17 protein-coding genes are annotated in these 22,569 nt (G+C 25.9%); 10 read left to right on the top strand and 7 right to left on the bottom strand.

Annotation, left to right across the window (positions count from 1 at the left end; genetic code table 4):
• Nucleotides 1-21: 21 nt before the first annotated feature.
• Entirely contained in the window at nt 22-1,011 is a 990-nt protein-coding gene (locus AAHM92_RS03725) for a lipoprotein (RefSeq protein ID WP_500222085.1), read from the bottom strand.
• Between the two features lie 841 nt (nt 1,012-1,852).
• Here AAHM92_RS03725 and AAHM92_RS03720 point away from each other — a divergent pair.
• Nucleotides 1,853-1,996 (top strand): hypothetical protein, encoded by a 144-nt coding sequence (locus AAHM92_RS03720; protein WP_500222083.1) that lies wholly within the window; start codon nt 1,853-1,855, stop codon nt 1,994-1,996.
• A gap of 1,740 nt (nt 1,997-3,736) precedes the next feature.
• Here AAHM92_RS03720 and AAHM92_RS03715 read toward each other — a convergent pair.
• The 6 genes from AAHM92_RS03715 to AAHM92_RS03690 all read right to left on the bottom strand — a co-directional run bounded on the left by AAHM92_RS03715 (nt 3,737) and on the right by AAHM92_RS03690 (nt 9,825).
• Entirely contained in the window at nt 3,737-5,125 is a 1,389-nt protein-coding gene (locus AAHM92_RS03715; protein ID WP_500222081.1) for a lipoprotein, read from the bottom strand.
• A 192-nt stretch (nt 5,126-5,317) separates the two neighbouring features.
• On the bottom strand, nt 5,318-6,112 hold the full coding sequence (locus AAHM92_RS03710; protein WP_500222079.1) for a lipoprotein: 795 nt from the start codon (nt 6,110-6,112) through the stop codon (nt 5,318-5,320).
• A 303-nt stretch (nt 6,113-6,415) separates the two neighbouring features.
• A complete protein-coding gene (locus AAHM92_RS03705) occupies nt 6,416-7,492 on the bottom strand; it encodes a lipoprotein (RefSeq protein ID WP_500222078.1) in 1,077 nt (358 codons plus the stop codon).
• 1,208 nt (nt 7,493-8,700) lie between these two features.
• Nucleotides 8,701-9,426: a hypothetical protein gene (locus AAHM92_RS03700; protein WP_500222076.1), complete on the bottom strand. Its 726-nt coding sequence runs from the start codon at nt 9,424-9,426 to the stop codon at nt 8,701-8,703.
• Nucleotides 9,411-9,593, bottom strand: a complete 183-nt coding sequence (locus tag AAHM92_RS03695) for a hypothetical protein (RefSeq protein WP_500222074.1) — start codon at nt 9,591-9,593, stop codon at nt 9,411-9,413. The genes AAHM92_RS03700 and AAHM92_RS03695 overlap by 16 nt, the downstream gene beginning before the upstream one ends.
• 64 nt (nt 9,594-9,657) lie before the next feature.
• Complete coding sequence (locus AAHM92_RS03690; protein WP_500222072.1) at nt 9,658-9,825, bottom strand: lipoprotein; 168 nt, start codon at nt 9,823-9,825, stop codon at nt 9,658-9,660.
• Nucleotides 9,826-10,057: 232 nt separating this feature from the next.
• On the opposite strand from AAHM92_RS03690, the gene rpmG reads away from it, so the two are divergent.
• The 9 genes from rpmG (at nt 10,058) to AAHM92_RS03645 (ending at nt 22,567) form a co-directional block, all read left to right on the top strand.
• Complete coding sequence (gene rpmG / locus AAHM92_RS03685) at nt 10,058-10,201, top strand: 50S ribosomal protein L33 (RefSeq protein ID WP_023789764.1); 144 nt, start codon at nt 10,058-10,060, stop codon at nt 10,199-10,201.
• 49 nt (nt 10,202-10,250) lie between these two features.
• Nucleotides 10,251-11,321 carry an aminopeptidase P family protein gene (locus AAHM92_RS03680; protein ID WP_500222070.1) on the top strand — a complete coding sequence of 357 codons (1,071 nt, stop codon included), beginning with the start codon at nt 10,251-10,253 and terminating at the stop codon, nt 11,319-11,321.
• 5 nt (nt 11,322-11,326) lie between these two features.
• Nucleotides 11,327-12,034 carry a polyprenyl diphosphate synthase gene (uppS, locus tag AAHM92_RS03675; RefSeq protein ID WP_500222068.1) on the top strand — a complete coding sequence of 236 codons (708 nt, stop codon included), beginning with the start codon at nt 11,327-11,329 and terminating at the stop codon, nt 12,032-12,034.
• Between the two features lie 2 nt (nt 12,035-12,036).
• On the top strand, nt 12,037-13,086 hold the full coding sequence (locus tag AAHM92_RS03670; protein WP_500222067.1) for a phosphatidate cytidylyltransferase: 1,050 nt from the start codon (nt 12,037-12,039) through the stop codon (nt 13,084-13,086).
• A complete protein-coding gene (dxr, locus tag AAHM92_RS03665; RefSeq protein WP_500222065.1) occupies nt 13,087-14,220 on the top strand; it encodes a 1-deoxy-D-xylulose-5-phosphate reductoisomerase in 1,134 nt (377 codons plus the stop codon).
• On the top strand, nt 14,221-15,465 hold the full coding sequence (gene rseP / locus AAHM92_RS03660; RefSeq protein WP_500222063.1) for an RIP metalloprotease RseP: 1,245 nt from the start codon (nt 14,221-14,223) through the stop codon (nt 15,463-15,465).
• A 15-nt stretch (nt 15,466-15,480) separates the two neighbouring features.
• Nucleotides 15,481-19,923 (top strand): PolC-type DNA polymerase III, encoded by a 4,443-nt coding sequence (locus AAHM92_RS03655; RefSeq protein WP_500222061.1) that lies wholly within the window; start codon nt 15,481-15,483, stop codon nt 19,921-19,923.
• Nucleotides 19,924-19,993: 70 nt separating this feature from the next.
• A complete protein-coding gene (locus AAHM92_RS03650) occupies nt 19,994-20,485 on the top strand; it encodes an LSm family protein (RefSeq protein WP_500222059.1) in 492 nt (163 codons plus the stop codon).
• A 60-nt stretch (nt 20,486-20,545) separates the two neighbouring features.
• Nucleotides 20,546-22,567 carry a cysteine peptidase family C39 domain-containing protein gene (locus tag AAHM92_RS03645; RefSeq protein WP_500222057.1) on the top strand — a complete coding sequence of 674 codons (2,022 nt, stop codon included), beginning with the start codon at nt 20,546-20,548 and terminating at the stop codon, nt 22,565-22,567.
• Nucleotides 22,568-22,569: the final 2 nt, after the last annotated feature.

Genomic DNA, 22,569 nt, shown 5'->3' with positions numbered 1-22,569 from the left:
AAAAATATTTTAAAATTCAATTTATTCAACACCATTAACTGTAAAAGTTACTTGAATAGCTGATTCAGAAGAAAAGCTTTTTCCTAGAACCGCCTCAACTTGTGCCTTCCCTGATGTTCCTTCAATAGAAATATTTTTAATTGATATATCATAAATATTATTGCTATTCATACCTGTTTCTAAATTTTTTTCCTTGATAGCTTGTCTAATCTCGAAATCTTTGTCAGATTCAGATGTATTTGACTTAATTTTAAGTTTGCCAAGTTCTTTAACTTTTAGAACATCTTCTAATTTATTTTGTTCAAATATTTTAATTTTGGCACTACCTGTAATGTGGTAACCGTCTAATGTCTCTTCTTTTCCTTCAATCATTTCAAGATTGACAAATGCAATCTTGTCTTGATTATTTACAGCTAATTTTGAGTCATTTTTTAAATAACTAACATTAACCATTGATAATAGTATATCTACATCTATTGTAAAACCATATTGATTCAATAATTTTTTTGCAAAAATTATTAATGTTTCTTTTACCTTTTCTTGGTTTTTAATATCGTTTGAATTAACACCAATACCTTCGCCAATCACATTTTTAATAATACTTAAGTTTAATTTTGTTCTTTTACCTTCCTCGCTTTTACTAATATTAATTTCAACATTTCCAACTTTTTTATCATTTAATTTAGCTGTTAAAATTTCTTTTGCATTTGTGCTTGGTAAATCAGTTTTTAAAGTAACTTTAAAAGTTATTTTTTTATTTTCTTTAGTACCATTTTCAATTTTTATAATTGAAGAGGTTCCTTTATCACTTGTTAAAGTAACTTTATCAGCTTCTGTTAAATCTTTTTCTAGTTCAACAGTAACTGTTACAGCATCTTCTTTAGATTTAATTTCAGTTTTATCGGCTGATACTTTACCGATGCTTTCAGTCTTGTTTCCACAAGCAACAACAGTTAATCCTGTTGAAGCTATCATTCCCATTGCTCCCAATATTCCTAATAATTTTTTCATACTCTTGTTTCTCCTTTTTTATAAATTAATAAATAATATATTTTCATATACTATATTAATTATAATTAAAAAAATGATTTTTAATATTTATTTTAATTTTAATATTTATTTTAATTTTTAATAAGTAATGTAAGTTATAACTTTTTTTGTTATATTTGTTTTTCTAAGTTTTATTTAAATCATAATCTTTAATTCAATTAAAACTATATGTTTCACATAAATATTTGTTACAAAATAAAAAAAACGAAATTATTCATTTTTAATATTATCTATATATAAGAAAATTTTTTTATATGAAAAATATAAAAAACAATAAGTCAAATTTTTAAAGTTTTGAACAAAAATTAGAAATAGTTAAGGAGTGATCTATAAACCATCAAACTTGAAAAAAATTAACTTAAAAGTGCAATGTTTCATAATAAGTTGCAGGAAAATGAGTATTTGAATGAGAACAGTATGGTGAAGAATACTTAAGAAAAATATTTACAATGGTTGGCCAATGAACAGAACTAAGTAAAGGAAACAAAGAATTAAGGGGTAGTTATTTGAAAAAAACTCAAATAACTAAAAAAGTTATTAGAAATAGAATTTTCTATTTTAAAAAAAGTTCTATCATTTAATGAATAATTTCGAAAAACATAAAAACTAAAATACCTATATATAAAAAAACGAAACAATAATGGTCTATCAAGTTCCTATATTTTACTTTTAAAAAAAACACAAGTAATGTATTGTAGATGATTAAATAGAGAAAAACAATGTTCAAATAAAAGTTTGAAGATATATTAGCCAAGAAATTTAATAAACTATTTCATGAGCATAATCAAATATATGGGTGTGTATGAATCAGAATAGTCTTAAAAAATGATGTAATTACATAGTTTCTAATAAAATAGTTTATAAATATATGTTTATTTTAGGTATTAAATTAAAAATAAAACCAAAGAAAGACACTAAACCAAAAGAAAACAAAGTTAAAAAATAATTTGATACCAAACATAGTTAATAGAAAAGGAAATGCTTATAATAAAGGTTAACCATTTGTTAGAGGTGTTAGTTAGTTGCTATATGGTAAAAATAAGTTTGCAGATTAATGTGTAATAAAAAACCTTAATAAGGGTTTTCTTGTAGGTTAAGACATTTCAATGAGAAATGATAATAAAATTTATTTTAATATATTGCGTATGGCGAAAAAATATTTTAAAAAATAAGAACCTTATATTTCACTTAGATAATGGATTCCAATATACATTTAATTTCTGTAAAAATGTGGGTTTCAAAACAATATTCAAAATATCACTTAATAATATGAGTAACTTTGTTGATGGTGATGCTTGTAAAACGTTTTTTCTCTAAAATCCGAACGATTTTTGAAAAACCAAGCAAATTTTCAATCTCCATATAATAACGTCATAGAGTATTTTCGATATTAATATTTATTTTATGTGCCTAAACGGTTTCTGTGATTATTTTCTTGTTGCTGACTTTTGATGCCTTAATTAAATTTTTACAATTCAATAAATAATATAATATGAAAAAAGTTGTACTTATAAATATACTTATATAGCAAAATACATATTTTTCTAAAAAAATGTAAAGATATATATTTATTAAAAAAATTCATTATTGAAATTGTTGTAATCGATAAAGTAATTAAAGCACTTCTTGCTTACTCAAATACATAATTTAAAGTTATTATAATTCTTATTTAACAGTGTCTTAATAATATTTAATAAATAATGTTCTAACATGATCATTGAAAAGATAAAATATTAATTTACCATTTTCCTAATTCGGAATTAATTGATAGTGTTGCTAAGATAATTAGTCTAGCAATAAAAGATAAAATTCAATACATAAATATATAATAAAAAGCCGACTATACTTTTTTAGTTCTATTTAAGTTTTTTGGTCTATCCTGATAAATAATATTAATTTAAAATTTAAAAATTTTATTTTAATAATCTTAAAATAGGGTGAATATTCTTTTTAACCTTAAATTTTTTACAATTTTGTCACAATACTTAATAACTCATTTTGTTTCACTTATGTTGAATTAACGTAAATTAAAAATAAAAAATTTGAATTTTTATACTTATTTAAGTAGAAGTTAATATCCCTCTTATATAAATGACTAAAATATAATTACTTTATTTTTTACTAGAATAAAAATGTAAAAGTTTTAAAAGGGTATTAAAACTTTTATAATATTTTGTAGGTTTTTATACTTTATTTTAAATAAAAAGGGGAGAATACCTTTAGTGAATTTGATTCTTTTTTATACCCAGTAGCTGTTAATTTTCATATATAATTTTTAAAAAAGTTTATTATTTTGTATAAATAAAAAAATTGTTTTTACTTATTTAACGCTATATTAAAACAAGTTTATATATTTAAGTATATTAAAATTTTTACAAGTTTTAATTTATATTTAATTGTAAGGTCTTGAAATAATATCAAAAGTTATAATAAATTATTAAAAATCAATTTTACTTATCAATTAATTACAAATAAGTATGCAATTTATTTTTAGTATTCAAAGAAAACTTCGTTGTAAAAAAAATTGGGATAATAAAACATTTCCAAATTTGAAAATTATTTTTGATTATTATAAAAAATAATTTAGGTTTTTAAAGTACAAAAAAGTATTTAAAAAACTCCATATAAATTTATGGAGTTTTTTTTGTCTCTTTAATTTTATTTCCCATTATATATAAATAAAACATTAATTTTTAATAATGCTAATAGTTATTGGACCACCAACGAATTTAACTTTTTGAAAAACATCAGCCTTTTTTACACTTAATTGAAATGAACTTTGATCACTTGCAATATTTATGTTAAATATTTCTAAAAATTTTTCCTTGAATTCATCTTCATTAAATCCATATGCTTCGCTAGCCACATTTGCAAAGAATGAGTCGTCTGATGTGAGTTGTTCACCAAATCCGTTTTCAAATAAATCCTTAACAATATTATCGTTACTTACTTCATCTTCACTAAATAGAGTAACACTATCTATGCCTTTAAAAACAAAGTTCTTAATATCTAATTCTGAAACCATATTTTCATCCACTTTGTAGTTAAAAGTTATTGTTAATTTATCATTAGTTAGTTTTATACTACTATTAAATTTATTTGTTACTTGAACAGTTCCTGATTTATTAGAGTCATCATATTTTTTTATTTCAAAATTTAAGTCTCCATTATTAACCGCATCCTTAGCTTCAGTATTTAATTTTACAAATGCTTCTTTTACTGCACCTAAAATTATAGATTCATTTTCTGATGACCCAGTAACTTGACCTAAATCTGTTGAAACGATTTCAACGTTTTTTTTCTCTGAAACATTAACTTTTGCTTCACCTAAAACAATAAAACCTTTAATGTCATTTTCATGCCCTTCTTTTACAGTAATTTTGATTGAACTTATTACTTTAGTATTATCCTCGTTAATTTTTGCACCAGCACTATCTAAAAAGTCAATATTTACCATATTTACAATTTCATCCACTGAGATATTGTAATTTATTCCGAATGCTTTAGCACCTTCTATAACTTTATTAACATAAAGTTTTACAGATTCTATAATACTAGCTTGCTCTTTGATTTTTCCTGGTTCTATTGATAATTTACCTTTATTTCCAAATTCACCAGTTATGAAACCTGCAACCCCTTCTTGGTTTATTGCATCTTCTATTAATTTTAAATCGAATTCTTTTCTGTTTAAATTAATTTCAACATTACCAATTTCTTCATTATTTAGTTTAGCAGTTAAAACTTCGCTTGCCTTATTTTCCACTAAATCTTTTTCTAAAGTAATCTTGTAAGTAACTTTTTTTGTTTCTTTTTTTGTTTCTTCTATTTTTAAAAATGTATTTTCACCTTTATTACTTGTTACAGATATAATGTCATTATTTGCTATATCTTTATCAAGTTCAACTGTTAATGTAGTTGACTCTCCCTTGATACTTAAAGTGTCCATTTCTAATGAAACTTTTCCAATTTTTTCTGGTTTCTTTTCTTCTGTGTTTTTGTTTCCACAAGAAATAACTGTTGCACCGGTTGATGCAACCATACCTAAAGATCCTAATAATCCTAACAATTTTTTCATATAATTTTCTCCTTTTAGTATATTAATATTTAATACACATAATAATATAATACACAAAATTGTGAAATTTAATATCATAATAAAATGATTTTTAGATTTTAGAAATTTTTTAGTAATGAATTACTAAAAGTTTTTTAATCAGGGGAATGAAAAAACCTAAGACAATTTGAATATCGTCTTAGGTTATTCGATTTAATTTCTATTTATGTATTTATTAAAGTCTAAATTATATTCAAATTTATTAAAACTTGATAAATTTTCTTTTTTATCTGTTGAAGGTTTAGAACCATCTACTTTTTCTGCTATTTGATTCTCAATTTCGTTTTGATTAAGTGCATCATCAAAAACTTTAAATCATTTTTTCAAATTTTCTGAATAATTTTTATTATCTGTTGCACCTTCAAATCCAACTTCTCAGAAAACCAGTTTACCATTTCTAACTAAAAGATAGAAAGGTGTTCCTCTATTTGAAGATAAGTAAGTTTTAACCTTATCCTCGGCAATCTTATAGTATCTTTTGTAGTTGCTTTCAATTTCTGGTTTTGTTTCAAACCTTACTTTTATATAAATTCTTACTATTTGTTCTACGATTCAATTGTAAATATTTTTACTTCAATTTTCATTTCAATTGTTTGCTTTTTCATCTATAACAAATTGATGGTAATCTATTTTATCGTGCTTTATTTTTCGACCAAAATCGGTTAAATTACCATTATTAATATCAGATTCATCTAAATGCTTTGAATTATATTTATTATTAGCTTCCAATAATAGGTTCTCCAACTCCTTATTGGTCATTTTTAATGTATCTTCAAATTGTTGACAATAATCACAATCTTTCGCTCCAATGTATAATAAAAAACTATCTTCGTTTTTTATTCATGATTTAAATTCTCTAAAGTTAGCGTTACTACTACAAGCAACTACCGAAACAGTGGATGATGCTATTAAACTAGTTGCAGTAAGTACACTGATAAGCTTTTTCATTTATTCACTCCTAAATATCAATATTATTTTACACATTTTTATACCAAACTTTATATATTTTCTAAAAAAGGGTAATAAGATATAAAAGAATTTATTAAAATAATATAAGTGAAGTAATTAAAACAATCTGCTAATCATGAAATGAATTATTATACACAAATTTAAAATATAGGCTTATTATAAGTTAATAACATAATAATTCTTAATCAACACATTAAATATTTCATATTTTAAATAATAAATTTTCAAATAATTTAAATAAATATTAATACAAAAAAACGCTAGTAATTCTAGCGTCAGTATTTATTGATTTACTTCAAAATTAAATTCTATATTGGTTGTTTTTTCGTTAAATATATTATTAAATTTTTCATTAATTTTTAATTTAGCAGTTCCTTTATTATTATTTAAGTTTGTTTCCACAATTTCTAAGTCCTTGCTAACAAAAGAGTTTTTTAAAAAAACATCTGTATTTTTTTCTAGCAATACTTTTTGAATATCATCTTCTATTTTATTTTGACCTGATACTGTAATTGTTCCTAAACTACGTTCCGTAATCATACTATCTAAAGATTTCTTTTCTGCAAGTTTTACATTAGCTTCACCAACAACATGGTAATCATCAATGTCATCTGCGTGGCCATCTTTAACTTTAATTTTAATTGATGCTACAGCTTCGTTTTCAGCACTCTCTTTTTCTGATTCATTTAAATAAGTTATTTCCACCATATTTAAAACTGCTTGCACGTCTAATTTTATTATCATTTGAACTAATTCTAAATTTAAAACGTTTTTTACGTATTCTTTGACTGAACTTTTAATAAAATCCTTATTTGACATATTACCTTGGTCAATAGACAAATACCCCTTGTTACCAAAAGGGTTAAAATTTGCAAAAATTCCTTCGCCACCTATAAACTCTCCGATAAGTTCTAAATCAAATTCAGCTCTTGGTGATATTAATAATTCAACACTTTTATCTGTTGCTTTTCCGTTCAAATTAGCAACCAATTTCTCTGTGATCTCTTCTAAAGGTAAATCACCCTTTAAAGTAATTTTAAACTCGTATAGTTTATTGTTTTTACTGTTAGCGACACCATCAGCTATTTTTAAAATTGAAGAATCACCTTTATCACTTGTTAAAGTAAGGTTTTTAGTATTGGTTAATTCCTTGCTCATTTCAACTTTCACAATTGATGTACCAGACTTCTTACTAATATTATCCTCATCTATGGTTATTTTTACAACTGAGTTTCCTTCTTCTTGTTTGTTTCCGTCTTCTTGTTTTTTTTCTGAATCATTATTTCCACAAGAAATAACTGTTGTACTTGTTGATGCTATCATACCCAAAGCTCCTAACAAGCTTATTAATTTTTTCATATTTAGTCCTCCTTATATATAAAAATATTATATATATGTTAATAATACTACTATTGAGTATTTTTATAAGAACATTAAAATACTTTTTAAAACTATAAATTAATTTAAATTAAAATATGTATAACTTTAAATAGAAATATAAAAAATACGAAAAGTCTTATATTTAAACCTTTTTTCTTTGATAAAACCTTTTTTAGGTTTCTCTGAATGCTCTAGTTATTAGTTGTGTTTATTTTCTTTTTTATGTATTTTTTACATTAGCTTTACAACCAATAACAATATAATGGGAAATATTATTTGATATATAAAACTTTAAAATTAAATAATGTTGTATTAGAGTTTTTATACATCATTTCTAATTTTTATTGTCATTATTATTTAGGGATTTGCAATACTTTTTTATAACTGATTTTTAGGAAAAAATATAGTTTACTTCTAAAACATATTTTAAATGTTCTTCAAAATAACCCCGTTAACAAAATATTTAAAATTCCTCAAAATAATTTATTTCTTACTATTAAAGGATTAAAGTGATATAAATATCGTATAACAAGCTAATTCATTCAAATTGTTCAGAATTTAAACTTATATTTAATATATTATCAATTATAAGTTTACAAAGTTGTTTGCACAGTAAAATAACATGCGAATAATCTATAACTATAATTTATTGTTTTAATTGGTACAAAATTAAACTATTTTAAATTAGGTAGTTTTTTTCGTATATTACAATATCAACTGTTTCAAATTTGAATCCTATCTTTGATCATTGTTTGATTCATTATGTAAATCTTAGTTAGATTTGTTTTAATTGATATAAGTACTACAAAATAATGAAGAAACTTACTTATTTATTTTTTTCCAGTTCTTATATGTTACTTAATAATAAAAGATTTAAATTTATTACTTTCAATGTAAATTCTTTATAAAATATTAAATTTCTTACACAAAAAGTTAAAGTTGGTAAATAATTTAAATAAAAATTTGTAAAAATTCAATTTTTCTGACTACATATATTTATTTAATAACATTTATAAATTTACATTTAATTGTTATAAGTGTCTAAATAATTATAATTGTAAACTCACTTTTTTTAAAAATAGAAACATAACCAAATAAATTGAACTCTTTTTCTATTCAAAAATATAAAATAAAAAAAACGTTGGTCTAGCCAACGTGAATAAAGAATTCTTTGCTTCTTACTGATTTTAATTTACTTGATTTTTCGCGATTGAAAAATTAAATGTTATATCATTATCATTTTGGATTGAACTATTGAACTTAAATTTAAGTTTAGTTAATCCAAAGGTTTTTTCCTCGTTCAATTGAACATTGTCTAATTCAATATCTTGATTTTTAAAAGCGGTAGTTAACTCTTCGTTATTATTTTCTTCTAATAATTTTGTTTGTATAGCTTGTTTTAATTGTTTTTGATTACTTACATTTTCTACATTTATTTCTCCCAACTCAAATTTGGTAACTAATTGTAATACTTTTTTTTGTTCTGCAAGTTTTACATTAGCTTTACCAACAATATGGAAATCATCTACTTCATCATTATGACCTTCCTTAACTGTAATGTTTATAGATGCAATAGGTCCGTTGTCTGTGACTACATTATTTGATGCATCTAAATAATCTATATTTATCATATTAATAATTGTGTTGACATTTAAATTAAATATCAATTTAACTATTGGTAAGTTTAAAACATTTTTAAGATATAATTTTGCAGCTTCTTCGATATAATTTTTATCATTCATTCTATTAGGTTCAATTGAAAGAAATCCTTTATTACAAAAAGAGTTGAAATTACCAATAGTTCCTTTCCCATTAATAAAATCTTCAATACTACTTAAATCAAAATCTGTTCTTTTTAAAATTTTTAATTCTACACTTTTATCGGTCTCTTCACCATTTAAATAAACTGTCATTTTTCTGTAGTATCTTCTTTTGGTAAATCATTTTTTAAAGTGATTTTAAAACCATATAATTTATTGTCTTTACTGCTAGCCATACAATCACCAATTTTTAAAATTGAAGAGTTACCTTTGTAACTTACTACAGTAAGTTTATTTAAAGACAATAATTCTTTATTCAATTCTACTTTTACAGTAGTAGTTCCTGCTTTTTGATCTATTTTTTTCTGACAAGATTTACTGATTTTACTTCATTTTTTTCCTCTGGTTTATTTCCTTCAGTTCCATTTCCCTCTGGTTTATTTCCTTCTTCTTGTTTTTTTCTTCTATTTCATTATTTCCACAAGAAACAACTGTTGCACCGGTTGATGCCACTATACACAAAGCCCCTAACAAGCTTAATAATTTTTTCATTTTTTTCCTCCTCATATACAAATTTCATTATATATGTGTTAATAATACACTTTATAAGTTTGTCTTGAAGAATATTAAAAGGGTTTTAAAACTATAAATTAATTTATAGTAAAAAAAAGAAACGTTTTTAAACAGATATATATACAAAAAAATAAGAAAAATGTTATATTTTATAGTTTTTTTTGATATCATTAACTTGCTTATATCTTAAATAACCAAGGAGGCTATTACTATGCGCGAAGGAGTTATCTTACGTTGTTCAATTTGCAAAGAAGAAAATTATATTGCTAAGAATGACAAAAGAAAAGAAAAAATCGAAGTAAAAAAACATTGCTTTAAATGTAATGCACATCAAGTACATAAACAAAAAAAATAGGGATGCTTTTTGTGTCTCTTTTTTTTAAGCTAAATGAGAGGAATATATTATGAAAAAAGAGCTTTTATTAAAAATATTAGAAGAAAACAATGCGGAGGCTATTTTATTGTACTCTCCCCAAAATAGATACTGATTCTCAAGATTTCCATCTTCGTTAGGATATATTTTATTTACAAAAAATAAAAGATATCTATTTGTTGATGGAAGATATATTACTGCTGCTAAGGAAAGCAACTTATTATTGAATATTGATGAGATTGTTGGTTTTGGAAATCCTTTTCAATTGATAAACAATATAATAAAAGAGAATAATATCAAAAAAATAATATTTGAGTCAGATTGAGTATTTGTCAACGAAGCCAAAAGGTTTGCTAAATTATTAGATGCTGAGTTAGTTGAATATAACTTTGAAGCTGTAAGAATGGTTAAGGATAGTTGAGAGATTGAACAAATTAAAAAAGCTTGTGAGATAACACATCAGGTATTTTTAGAAGTTTTAAATTATGTTAAACCAGGTATTACTGAATTGCAATTAGCTAGATTTGTTAGTGACTCATTTTTGAAAAACGGAGCACAAAAATTAAGTTTTGATACAATTGTTGCTTCTGGAGTTAATGGTAGTAAGCCACACGCTGTGCCAACAGATAAAGTGATTGAAGAAGGGGACTTTGTAACCTTGGACATGGGTTGCTATTATAATGGTTATTGTTCAGACCAGACAAGAACATTTGCAATCTATAATGATCAAAATGTGAAAATGAAAGAGATTTATCAAATAGTTTATGAATCTCAACAAGCTGGTATTGATGCAATAAAACCAGGTGTTTTAGGTAAAGAAATTCATAAAATTTGTTTCGATTATATCGAAGAAAAGGGTTATGGACAATATTTCACTCATGGAACAGGTCACGGTTTGGGTATAGAAATTCACGAAGAACCTTATAATTCTGTTGCGGGTGATAAACCATTAGTACCTGGAATGTGTGTCACAGTTGAACCAGGAATTTACATCCCTGGTCTTGGTGGAGTTAGAATTGAAGATGATATTTTAGTAACAGTATCAGGATATGAATATTTAACAACACCACTAAGATCATTGCAAATTACAAAAAATAAGTAATTTCTATGAAAGAATTGAATCATGTAGCAATTATATTGGATGGCAATGGTCGTTGGGCAAAGTTACAAAATAAAAATCGAACATACGGACATAAAGCTGGTATGGAAAAAATATTTTCAATTATTATGATTGCAAAAAAACATAATATTAAGTTTTTAAGTTTATTTTGTTTTTCTACTGAAAACTGAAACAGGCCAAATATTGAGGTTAAGTATTTAATGAAGTTTCCAGGAGAAATATTTAGCAAAGAAAAACAACAAAAATTTATCGATGAGGGAATCAAAATAGTTTGGGTTGGAAGAAGAACAAAAGTTCCTAATGCAACTCGTAAATATCTTGAAAATATTGAAAAAAAGACAGCAAACTTAAATGAAATAGTTGTTAATATTGCTATTGATTATGGAACTAGTGAAGAATTAGAAAACAGTTTGAAGGCTTTGTGTCAAGAAATCAAAAAAAACAATGTTAATGTTGATAATCTACAATATAATGACATTAGTAAGTACTTTTATACGAAAGATTCACCAAATATTGATTTTTTGATTAGAACTGGTGGCGAAAAGCGTTTAAGTAACTTTATGCTACTACAAGCAGCATACGCAGAACTGTATTTCACAACTACTTTCTGACCAGAATTTGATGAAATACATTTTGAAAAGGCGATAGAGGATTATTATAAAAGAGATAGAAGATTTGGAACAATTAAGGAGTAGTTATGAAAAATAAAATGCAAGACAACAATAATTCTGAAGAAAAAAACCTAGATGTTAGTTTTAAAACAACAACAGGTATGAGTGTTTTAAAAGTTAGAACTTTGTCTGCTATTATTTTGTTGATACTATTAAGTTTATATGTTTTAACTGGTGCCTTATATTCTTATCTACCGAACTCAAAAAATATTGAAATTGCTTCTTATTTTTCAATATTAATGAATATTGCAGTACTAGCGATCAGTATTTTTGAAATAAATAGGGCATTAGGTTTTAAAAAGTGATATCAACAACTAATATTAATAAGTTTAAATGTGATTTTATATTTATTCCCTGTGTCAAAAGACTTATATAATTTCTCATTTTATCGATTATTAAATATGGACAACTGATTTGCAACCTGACAATTTACCTTACTTTTCCCGATGATTTTTCTTTTCTACATCATTTTAGGATTACTAGATAAGTCTATAGGGTTTAAAAATACAGGAATAAATTTTGTAATTTGTTTACTGATAACATTTGGGATGAAAGCTTTTACAATAACTTCTTTAGATCTGCAAAGACCTTACAACACAACCCCTGAATATTCATTTAATACAGCGGTTTGAATATGGTTAATGATCATATTTGCTGATACTTTTGCATATATTGGTGGAGTTAATTTAGGTAAAACACCTTTAGCTCCTAAAATAAGTCCAAAAAAAACTTGAGAAGGTGCATTAATAGGTTTATCTAGTGCAACAGTATTTGGAATAATTTATTCTGTAATATTTTTATATTTATTACCAGATTTTAAACCATTTAATTCAGCTATTTCTGAATTACAATCAAGATCTGGTAATAACTACACTGTTATAGCATTTTATGTAATTTTTAGCTTATTATTTCCGATAATTGGTTTGTTTGGTGATTTACTCTTTTCATGAGTTAAACGTAGCGCAAATATTAAGGATTTTTCAAAAATCATCCCAGGACATGGTGGATTCTTAGATAGAATGGACTCGGTCATTTTATCATTTGCTGTTCTATTTTTGATAATAGTTTTCGTATAGATGAAAAAATTAATTTTATTTGGGGCTTCGGGAAATGTCGGTCAACAAACAATAGATGTCTTATCATTTAAAAAAACCGAGTTTGAAATAGTTGGTTTAAGCGTTGGTAACAATACAATGAAATTGAAAGAAATGATAGCTACTTTTCCAAATATTCAAATGATTTACGTTTCACAAGATCCAGAAAAATGACAACAAGAGTTTCCAAATGTAAAATTTATAAATGATGATATTTGTAAACTATTGACTTTAAAACATGATATTGTTGTTAATGCTTTATCAGGTTTTTTTGGTCTTAAAGTAACCCTAGAAGCAATTAAGAAAAACTCAATCATTCTAAATGCCAACAAGGAATCTTTTGTGGTTGCGGGTGATTTAATCTCGAATTTATTAATTAATTATGAAAAGGCTAAAATTTACCCCCTAGATTCAGAACATTGTGCTATTTTTCAATGTCTCGATGATAAAAATAAACCAGAAATCCTTTATTTGACAGCTTCTGGTGGTCCGTTTAGAAATATTTCACTTGAGGAAACTAAAAATGTTACTTTAGAAAGAGCTTTGAATCATCCAAATTGAAACATGGGAGCTAAAATCACTATTGATAGCGCTACTATGTTTAATAAAGCATTTGAAATTCTTGAAGCATTTCATTTGTTCAAAATTAAAAATATTTGTACGTTAGTACATCCTGAATCGATTGTACATTCTATGGTAGGTTATGCTGATGGTTCGATAATATCACAAATGTCGGTGCCAGATATGAAGCAAGTAATCAATTATTTTCTTGAATATCCATTGAGAACTAATTTTGAAGGACAAAAAAACTTAAGTTTTCAAAAAAACTTAAGTTTAAATTTTAGTGAGATAGATCAAAAAAGATTTCCACCAATTAAAATGGCACTATCAATTCTTGGTAAGGAAAACTCAAAAGCTATTGCGATGAATGCAGCAAATGAAATATGTGTTGATTATTTTTTGCACAATAAGTTAAAATTTAATCAAATTACAGAAATTGTTTTACAAGTATTTGAGAATACGGAGAATATAATATTGAATACATACGAAGATATTTCGAATTTTGATTCAAAAATACGAAAAAAAACAATACAATTAATTAATGAGGTAAATTAAATGAGTAGTCTAATGATCGTGCTTGGATTTTTTGTTGGAATCTTTGCATTACTAGCTTTAATAACAATACATGAGTTCGGACACTTTATTGTTGCCAGATTATCTAAGGCATATGTATATGAATTCTCGATTGGATTTGGACCAAGAATATTTGTTTTTAAGGGAAAAGAAACTTGAATATCAATCAGAGCATTCCCGTTAGGTGGTTATTGTTCAATTGCATCAGATAAAGTTGATCCACCAAAAGACCGCGAAGATGTGGTTGTACCCAAGGAAAGACAGATGGATTATATTGCTAGATGAAAAAGATTTTTTTTCATTATTGCAGGTCCACTAATGAATTTATTTATTGCATTACTTTTATTTACAATAATATTTGCCAGCACCCAAGTTAAAAAGAATGATATGTCTTACTTCGGAGCTAAATATGACCAAAATAAAATCGCATATAAACTGATTGAAAAAGAAGAAAAAAAGCTTCTCAAAACAGATAAAGTCGATATCAATCAACAATATGTTATTTGAGGTTGAACTTTAAAGGACTTTGATTCAAATGAATTTATTTTTGATAATATTTGTGATAAAACAACAAAATGCGACGATAAGATTAATGAGATAAGTTCTCAACAAGCAGTCGATTACAAAAAAACGGTCTATAATTTTATCGATAATTTGAAACGTGGTGAAAATCATAAAAGTGTACAAATTATGTTCCAATATAAAAAAGTAGATAAATTCTCAGGTTTAGCCTTAGATGGTTACAAAGATGGAAGAATTACTGAAATGTCAAGTACGGATATAAATGACAATTTATATTATGAATCTGGACAAAATGTTGGTATTGCTTCGCCCGATAGATTTTATAAATCATCAAACGAAGCTTATCTTGCGGGTTGAAAAGAAACATTTGATCAATCATTATCGATTATCAAATCACTAGGTATGATATTTACTGGACATTTTTCTCAACTTTCAGGACCAATTGGAATAGCTGGACAAACGGCGACAATGTTGCAATCCGCAGATCAATTTTTCTTATATGTTGCAATGATTAGTGCTAATTTATTTATTTTGAATTTGATGTTTTTCCCTCCTTTTGATGGTTACAAAGTTGTGGAACTTTTCATAGAAATGATTATTAGAAGAGAAATTCCTCAAAAGTACAAAATTATTATTTACACCATTGGTGGGGTCTTATTTTTGGGATTATTAATCGCTGTTACTATAAAAGATTTTATTGTTTAACTATTTGGAGGAAAAATGGATAAAAGTTTGAAGGAGTTTTTTGATAAATTAAGTATCTTTTTAAGTGAAGAGGAAACTCTTTATTTTAAGGATGCTCATTTATATAAAAAATCTGAATTCATAAATTCTTTAAAAATGTTACGCATATTTGTTAAACTTAAAGATTTTTTGCCGATTATTTTACTTGAAAGATTAGAATCAGAGTTAGTTAACAATACATTTTTACCAACTAAACTAAACTTACAAGTTGAAAATACAAACTATAATAAAGAGTTAATTTGAAATTATATAGAATACATAAAAGACAAAAAAGCTGAAGTCAAGACGGGTACAATTAAAACTCTTTCTCCAAAACTAATAGAATACAATGTTGTTAATAGAACGGTTATTTTTTATGCTGAAAATGAATTAGAAAAAAATCTTCTCGATATGCATTCTGATTACTATAAGAATAAATTGATCAAGTACGGTTTTACAAATATCAACTTATCTGTTATTGTTAAAAATGATTTAGAGTCAAATGCATTGAATGAAGTGAAAAAAATGTACGAAGATGCTTCGTTTTATAATGAAAATCATTTAAGACAAAATACAACTGTTGTTGCAAAAAAACCTAAATATAAATCTACTAAAGTTCTTTTAGAAACTCCAACTTATGAGAGTATTGCTGATTTAGAAGAAAATGCTCAAAATGTCACAATACATGGTCAATTAATTTCAAAAAGTGCTCGTGTTTCTAAAACCGGAAGAAAAATATACCACCTTCCAATAACAGATGGTAAATCATCAGTTTTGTGTGTCTTTTTTCAATCAGACTCTAATCCAACTTATTTTGATGAATGTACTGATGATAACAAAAGTTTTTTTGCGGGTTATGAAGATCAAATGATAAACAAAGATGATTGAGTAGCTTTTAACGGAAAATACATTTACTCAGAATATGAAAAAAACTATATTTTTTACATAGATAAATTTCAGAAAATTGAATCAAAAACAGTTTTAAGAAATGATAATGCAGTTGATAAAAGGGTGGAACTTCATACTCATACCAAAATGAGTGCAATGGATGGTGTTAGTTCTGTAAAAGAATATATTGAAACTGCTAAAAGATGGGGTTGAAAAGCCATTGCTATTACAGACCACCTAAATGTCCAATCATTTCCTGATGCCTATTGGGCGTTAAAAAATGCAAATGATTCTATTCAAAGCGATCAAGATTTAAAATTAATTTATGGAAGTGAAGTCGTTATGTTGGATGACGATTTCTGATTTGTAAAAAATCCTAAGCAAACTAAACTAAGAGAAGCTAAATTTGTTGTATTTGACTTAGAAACAACAGGTTTATCACCAGAATATGACGAAATAATTGAATTTGGAGCCAATGTTTACGATTATAAAAATGGGACTTCTAAAAAGTTTGATATTTTAATTAAACCATCAAAACCTATTTCGAAGTTCACAACAGATTTAACTAATATTACAAATGAAATGCTTGAAGATAAAAATACAATCGAATCAGAAATAGGAAACATAATGGAAATAATTAAAGATGGAATTTTAGTTGCTCACAACGCGAACTTTGACTTTAATTTCTTAAATGTTTTGGCCATTAAGTTTGGATATGGAGAATTAAAAAACACAGTAATTGATACTTTAACACTTGCACGTAGTCTTAAACCAAAGTTAAAGAACCATCGATTAGGAACGGTTGCTAAGGCTTATGGAATATTATATGACGAAAAAATTGCCCACCGTGCAGATTACGATGCTGAGGTTCTAACTAATCTTTACGAACATATGTGAAGTGATGCAAAAAAAATAAGACCAATTGACATTGATAGTGATTGAGACTTGTTCAGAAATAACCCTTATGAAGAAGAAAATTATAAAAGAGTTAGAGGTCATCACTTAAATATCATTGCCAAAAACCAAGAAGGACTAAAAGATTTATATAAAATAATTTCGTTATCTCATACAAAAAACTTCTTAGGTAGTCCAAAAATATTCAAAAGTGCTATTTTAGAATTTAAAAACCGAAATAACATACTAATTGGTGATGGTTGTGTTAATGGGATGGTTTTTGATTATGCACGTACAGGAACTAAAAAAATGCTACGTGAAGCAATAAGTTTATTGGATTATATTGAAATACAACCTTTGAGTGTCTATAAAAAACTAATACAAGTAGGAGATTTAACTCTTAAAGATTTGAAATTTTATTTAAAACTTATAATTACTGAAGCTAAGAATTTGAATAAATTAGTTGTAGCTACGAGTGATGCACATTACGTTGACCCTGATAAGAAAATCATTCGTGATATTTATATCAATACAAAAGGACTAGGTGGAGTATATCATCCGTTGTATGATTTCAAACAAAGAGTAAAAGATAATCCTGATCAACATTTAAGAACTACTTCTGAAATGTTGAAAGAGTTTGAATGGCTTGATGATGAAGAACTTGTGAGAGAACTTGTAATTACTAATCCAAATCTTATTGCAGAAGTTATTGACTCAGGTATATGCCCGATTAAGTTTGGTTCTTTTCCACCGAATATCGAGGACGTTGATAAAATGCTTGAGGATGAATGTTATAAAAATGCGAGATCACTTTATGGAGAAGTGTTACCAGAAATTGTGGAAAAACGCTTACAAAAAGAGTTAGAGTCAATCATAAAACATGGTTTTGCTGTTGTATATTGAATAAGTCACTTGCTAGTTAAAAAAAGTCACGAAGATGGTTATTTAGTTGGAAGTAGGGGTTCTGTTGGTTCATCATTTGTAGCAACAACCTCGAATATAACAGAGGTTAATCCCTTAAAAGCACATTATCGTTGCCCAAATTGTAAATATTCTGACTTTAACACACCACCAGAAGTGAAATGTGGTTATGATTTAGAAAAAAAAGTTTGTCCAGAATGTAACAACGAAATGATAGGTGATGGTCATGATATTCCCTTTGAAACATTCCTAGGTTTTGATGGTGATAAAGTACCAGATATTGATTTAAACTTTTCAGGTGAATATCAACCGATTGCTCATAACTTTACCAAAGAAATGTTCGGAGAAAATAATGTTTTCAGAGCCGGTACAATTTCAACAGTGGCAGATAAAACAGCTTATGGATTTACAATGGGTTATTTTGAAAAAAAATTCGAAAATCAATCTCAAATTAGGAAAGTTGAAATTGAAAGATTAGCTAATCTTTGTACTGGTGTAAAAAGAACAACAGGTCAACACCCCGGAGGAATAATTATCCTTCCTAAGGAATATGAAATTGAAGATTTCACACCTGTTAATTATCCAGCCGATGATGATACGAGTGAATGAAAAACAACACATTTTGATTTCCACTCAATTCATGATAACTTATTAAAAATGGATATTCTAGGTCATGTTGACCCTACCGCTTTAAGAATGTTATATGATTTAACGGGTGTAAATCCAATAACTATACCTACAAATGATAAAAAAGTTTACTCATTATTCTCTAATTTGTCAGCTTTAGATATAAATTCAGATGAATTACTTGGTGAATCAACTGGGGCCATTGGATTACCTGAATTTGGTACTCAATTTGTTAGAAATATGTTGAAGGAAACTAAACCACAAACATTCGCTGATTTAGTCCAAATTTCTGGTTTGAGTCATGGTACTGATGTCTATGTTGGTAATGCTCAATCTTTGATCAAAGATGGAACAGCTAATATATCTACTGTAATTGGTTGTAGAGATGACATAATGGTTTACTTGATGTCAATGAATTTAGATGCATCTACAAGTTTTAAAATTATGGAAAGCGTTCGTAAAGGAAAAGGGCTTAACAAAGAATGAATTGATATGATGAAGGCACATAATGTTCCTGATTGATATATCAATAGTTGTTTGAAAATAAAGTATATGTTCCCTAAGGCGCATGCAACTGCCTATGTTTTGATGGCATACAGAGTTGCTTGATATAAAATTTATTATCCAGAAGAGTATTATGCAACTTGATTTTCTACAAGATCAGATTTTTTTGATTTAGAAACAACCATAAAAGGACCTGAGGCAATTAAGTCTAAGTTAGAAGATATTAAACAAAGACTATTTAATAAAATGCCTGTCTCTGCAAAAGAAGTAGGGCTTATTACAACTTTTGAAGTACTTCTTGAAATGTATGCAAGGGGTATAACAATGGAAAATATCAATTTTAATATTTCTGATGGTACGAGATTTAAAACAGTAATTAACCAAGAAACCGGAAAAAAAATACTATATCCGCCTTTCAATGTAATAGATTCTTTGGGTGAAGCAGTTGCTAATTCAATAGTTAACGCTAGAAAGGTAAGACAAATTACAAGTGTCAATGACTTAAAACAACGAACTCAAGTAACCCAAACGCAATTACAAATTTTTGCTAAGTTGAAAATTACAGATAATCTAAAAGATGATGAGCAACTTGCATTCGATTTTTAAAAAGTCTTTTAAAAGGCTTTTTTTGTTTCTAGTTTTTAAGATAAAATAACTTTGGTAAGGAAATTTAAAAATGTCATTGAAAATTATTGAAGAAAAATATAAAAAAAATATAGAGATTATTTTGGAGAAATATGGATTTGATTTATACGAATTAAATTGAATTTTTTATTTTGAGTCAAATGTTTTACAAGTTTTAGTTGAGAACATCGATAAAAAATCGATGTTCATAGATTTCGACCTACTTGTAAGCGCAAATGAGGAAATTTCTAATTTATTAGATCAAGAGGATATCATAACCGATAATTATATATTAGAAGTATCAAGTGCTGGTGCTGAACGCCAAGTTAAAAAAGAAGAAATTCTAATAAATAATATCGGAAGCTATTTCTTTGTCAAATCTAATATCAGTTTTGAAGGAGTTAATGAATTTAATGCTTACTTAGATGCTTATGATAAAGATTCAAAATATTATACTTTCTCCTTTTTTATTAAAGGAAAACCAAAAAAAGTAAAACTTAGATACGAAGACATAAATTTTATAAGGTTTGCAATAAAGTTTTAAACTTTTTTTTTTTTTTTTGCAATAAATTTAATTATGTGACGATATATCTAAGGGGTATTTATGGAGCTTAAATTTGTAAAACAAAAAAGTGCAAAAGATTGTGGTCTAGCTGTTAGTTCGATGTTAATAAACTATTATCACAAAAAGAACTTTTCTATTGAAGAACTACGTTTCCAGAATACTTTAGAAGATAGTGAAATGAGCTTGCATAATATTGAAAAATTACTAGAAGTTTATAAAATTGAATTCAAGTCTTTTTATTGTGAATTCGAAGAGTTCTCACAGCTTGATATATCTAATCCAGTAGTTGTAAATATTTTGAATGCCAATAAGGATGAACATTATGTAATTGTATATAAAAAGAAAAAAAATCATTTTTTAGTAGCTGACCCAGATAAAAATGATATATTATGAGTCAAAAAAGAAGAATTGGCGTCTGTTTATCAGGGTTATTTTTCTACAACAAGTCTTTTAAAGAGGATTACTTTTAATAGTAACAAATTAATATCATGATATAAGTTACTTGGTTATTATTTGAAAGAGATTTTAATGATTCTATTTATATCTTTGTTTTTAAATCTTTCGATATTATTATCAAATAATTTTTTAAAAATTTACTCTTTAAATATAGGTCTAGAGGATTTTGATGATCTTAAAAAAGTTTTTTTGGCATTTAGCCTTTTGTTTGTCTTTCAAATAGTTATTAATTTTGTGGTAAATAAAATAATTTTTTATATACAATCCGACCTGAATAAGCGAATTTTCATTTTTTATAAGGATAAAATATTAAGCATTAACATAGAAGATTTTGGTTCTGTTTCGAAAGAAGAATGACTAAACAAACTTAAATATATAAATGTAATGTCGTCATTCATTGTGCAAACTACATTGACTATCCCAATACAGTTTGTTCTCTTCTTTATGTCACTAATAATGCTTTCTATGATTTCAAATTTATTATTAGCAATCATTTTACTAGAAAACTTGGTATCGGTATTTTTATCCTTTGTTTTCTTTTACTTCATTAGAGATACTAGTATTAAGGCTAAGAGAAAGAATATAATTTTTGGATCAATGTTTAGAGAAATTATTGATGGATATAACGAGATAAAATTTAAAAAAATGTCTTCATATTTTTCAAGAAATATTGAAAACAACTTCAGCGAAGTTAATAACATAAGTAAGTTGTCTAATAATCAAACGAGTTTGAATAGTCTGACATCCAGCTTATTAAGTAAGTTTTTCTTTCTTGTTATTTTTTATATTTCTGCGTATATGATAACAAATAATGTGTATAAGTTTAATGAACTTTTGTTTTATATCTCTATTTCGCTTTATATAAATAGTTTTACTAATTCACTAGCAGGATTAATATTCAACTATCAAGAGATAAAAATTGCTTCTAGTGAGCTTAAGTTCATTTTTGATAGAAGTATTGACAAGAAAATTGAGAGCTTAAATAGTAAAATAATTTCAATTAAATGTGAAAATATTTACAAGTTCAAAAATGAGTCCTGTTTGATCAAAAATGTTAGTTTTGAGTTTAATAAAAATACTTTTATAAAAGGTAATTCAGGATCAGGAAAGACTAGTTTACTCAAATTAATTTCAGGTAATATTCAAAATTTTGAGGGCAAGGTTTCATATAACAATGTTAGTCATTCTCTATTAAATGAAGAAAAATTAACCTCAAAAATTTGTTACATAGGACAATATGACTATTTATTCAATGATACAGTTTGAAAAAATCTACAGTGTTTTCAGAATTATATAAATATCGACTACTTTAAGGATATGAATTTTTTAGGAATTTTAGAATCTCATAATATTGACATCCACAAAACAATAGTTGATAATGGGAGCAACTTGAGTAAAGGTCAAAGGCAAATGATTAATTTTTTAGGTTTGTTTTTTGTGGAGAAAGAGGTTTATTTGATAGATGAACCTTTAAGTAATGTTGATCGTAAAACAGCAAGAGTGTTGTTAGAAAAATTTATAGAGTCTAAAAAAAATAGTTTAATTATAATGACAGATCATAATCTTGATTATCAGAATTTATTTGAAGAAAGTTTGGTGTTGTAATA

Origin of the sequence: Spiroplasma endosymbiont of Melanargia galathea, from assembly GCF_964031075.1 — a bacterium.
Lineage (GTDB): Bacteria > Bacillota_I > Bacilli_A > Mycoplasmatales > Mycoplasmataceae > Spiroplasma_A > Spiroplasma_A apis.
The sequence above is the reverse complement of the archived record's forward strand: the minus strand, read 5'-3'. Positions and strand labels throughout refer to the sequence as shown.